Here is a 1715-nt window from a genome sequence, read left to right as displayed (position 1 = left end):
GACGCCCGAAATGGGCCTGGGCCAGCCGGACGCGACCGGATCCGGCTGGCAGCGGGCGGAAAGATCGCCTTACCGCCTGTCGTGTGGGCCGCGAATCGGCCAGGTCGCGGCGTGTCACGGCAGAGTCAGCTCAAAAGAGCGGTAATTCGAGGTACCCCACATTTGACTTTAACTCCCGCAAACATCTCACGATCACCGCCGACGAACTCGCCGCGCTCATCGCCGAACTCCCCCGATGACGCGACAGCCGGATAAGCGCAGGATTTTCCATCACTTAGTAAAACTGATAATTAAGATGATAAAGCGATTGCATGTGCCATCAACAATTGTCAAATATCAGACGAAATTTGAGTGCTTTCCACTACAATAGCGGAAAGCTGGAGGTGTAGCTCAACGGAAGAGCAACAGCCTTCTAAAATGATGACAAGCGTTCGACTCCCTTCACCGGCTCCACCGCAAATGCGTACCGTCTTTCGCAGTGCATAGTATGCGACGGAAGACCCACCCAACTCGCGGGCCCGTAGCTCAGTTGGTCAGAGCAGTCGACTCATAATCGACGGGTCGCCGGTTCAAGTCCGGCCGGGCCCACCAACGGTCAACTTGGCTCTGTCGCAGTAAGACGGTCTGGCGCGCTTGGAATGGAGGCGCAGTGAGCGATGCAGCAGCAAAGCATGAAAGCGACCCTGAAGCGATTGATCCAGCAGCTGCATGACCCGCCCGAGGAGGTCCTGCAGTGCATGCGCCGGTATGTTGCGCACCTGCGGAGCCTGCGCCACCTCGAGAAGGCGTTTCGACAGCGCAAGCAGCCGGTCGGGAAAATCTGGCGGCGCGACGAGACGTATATCCAGCTCAACGGAGCCTGGAATATTTCTGCCGGGTCGCCGACAAGGACCACAACCCCGTCGATTTCCTGCTGTGCGCCCACCGGACAAGGTCGCAGTCCGCCAAACGATCGACCAAAGCGGGGCGAACCTGGCGGCGCTCGGGGACGTCAACGCCGACCACGAGCAGCGATCAGGAGCCGTCAACCAAAGTATCTGAACGATATCGTCGAGCGGGATCACCACGCCATCAAACACCGAATCCAACCGATGATAGGCCTCGAGGATTTCTACTGCACCGACATACCGCTCGGGGGCGTTGAGATGATGCCCATAATCGCCAAAGGGCAGACGAAGGGAGATTGCAAGAACCAGCTCCCCCGCCGAACAATGCTATTCACTGGTTGCATATGGAATTTTATTCAACTAGGTCCTGTTCACATTCTCACCAGCGGCCCAAAGGCGCAGGCAAGCACCGCGAAGGCGAGATAGTTGCCTGCGCCTTTGGGCCGCTGGTGAGAATGTGAACAGGACCTAGGCACTCATGCCCCATGCTTTCAAGTACCGGTCAGCCGTGGTAACCGACACCGTGATGCCGTACTCCCGCTCGATCAGCAGCGGCGCCGATTCGCTCGCCCACTGGTAGGACGGCAACGCCAATTGGTCCGCCATCCGTTCGATGAAAATCTTGCGAATTCTGATCGCGTGCCGTTGATTCAGCCGGCCGCTTCCCGCTCGGCGACCGTGTTCGCCGGCTTTGAGCGCTCCGGTGCGCGTCAAGGTAGTTGTCGCCTCTGTCATGCAACGTGAACCTGTTTATGAACCCTGATTCCGACCTCGTTGATGATGGCATCGCGCTCGGGATTGAGCGCGACGGGCCCGGCCGGCGTCCAG

The 1715-nt window shown here is 58.7% G+C and carries 1 protein-coding gene, 1 tRNA gene and 1 pseudogene; 2 read left to right on the top strand and 1 reads right to left on the bottom strand.

The genetic code is table 11. The features are described from left to right. Positions 1–514 precede the first annotated feature (514 nt). Together CFB82_RS41460 and CFB82_RS41455 are read left to right on the top strand one after the other, a co-directional pair. Positions 515–591: transfer RNA gene (locus CFB82_RS41460), tRNA-Ile, on the top strand. A gap of 80 nt (positions 592–671) precedes the next feature. Beyond that, positions 672–1251, top strand: a pseudogene (locus CFB82_RS41455) (DDE-type integrase/transposase/recombinase). A gap of 104 nt (positions 1252–1355) precedes the next feature. Here CFB82_RS41455 and CFB82_RS41450 read toward each other — a convergent pair. Next, positions 1356–1601 (bottom strand): winged helix-turn-helix domain-containing protein, encoded by a 246-nt coding sequence (locus tag CFB82_RS41450; protein WP_143751093.1) that lies wholly within the window; start codon positions 1599–1601, stop codon positions 1356–1358. Positions 1602–1715: the final 114 nt, after the last annotated feature.

The sequence above is a fragment of the Burkholderia sp. HI2714 genome, from assembly GCF_002223085.1.
Classification (GTDB): Bacteria; Pseudomonadota; Gammaproteobacteria; order Burkholderiales; family Burkholderiaceae; genus Burkholderia; species Burkholderia lata_D.
Note: the sequence above shows the minus strand (reverse complement) of the source record. Positions and strands in the feature narration are given on the sequence as shown.